Genomic DNA, 290 nt, shown 5'->3' on the forward strand with positions numbered 1-290 from the left:
ATTGAAATTAATATGGCGCGCCCGAAAGGAGTCGAACCCATAACCTTCTGATCCGTAGTCAGACGCTCTATCCAATTGAGCTACGGGCGCATATTAAAAGTGGTGCCGAGGACCGGAATCGAACCGGTACGGTAGTCACCTACCGCAGGATTTTAAGTCCTGTGCGTCTGCCAGTTCCGCCACCCCGGCATAAATCTGGAGCGGAAGACGGGATTCGAACCCGCGACCCCCACCTTGGCAAGGTGGTGTTCTACCACTGAACTACTTCCGCGAAAATTAAATGGTGCGGG

The 290-nt window shown here is 53.4% G+C and carries 3 tRNA genes; all 3 read right to left on the minus strand.

The features are described from left to right. Positions 1-13 precede the first annotated feature (13 nt). Positions 14-90, minus strand: a tRNA-Arg gene (locus tag HHO41_RS22165). A 10-nt stretch (positions 91-100) separates the two neighbouring features. After that, positions 101-189 (minus strand) — tRNA-Leu (locus HHO41_RS22170). Between the two features lie 7 nt (positions 190-196). Further along, positions 197-271 (minus strand) — tRNA-Gly (locus HHO41_RS22175). Between the last annotated feature and the right edge of the window lie 19 nt (positions 272-290).

This window comes from Bacillus sp. DNRA2 (assembly GCF_012843265.1).
Classification (GTDB): Bacteria; Bacillota; Bacilli; order Bacillales; family Cytobacillaceae; genus Bacillus_BU.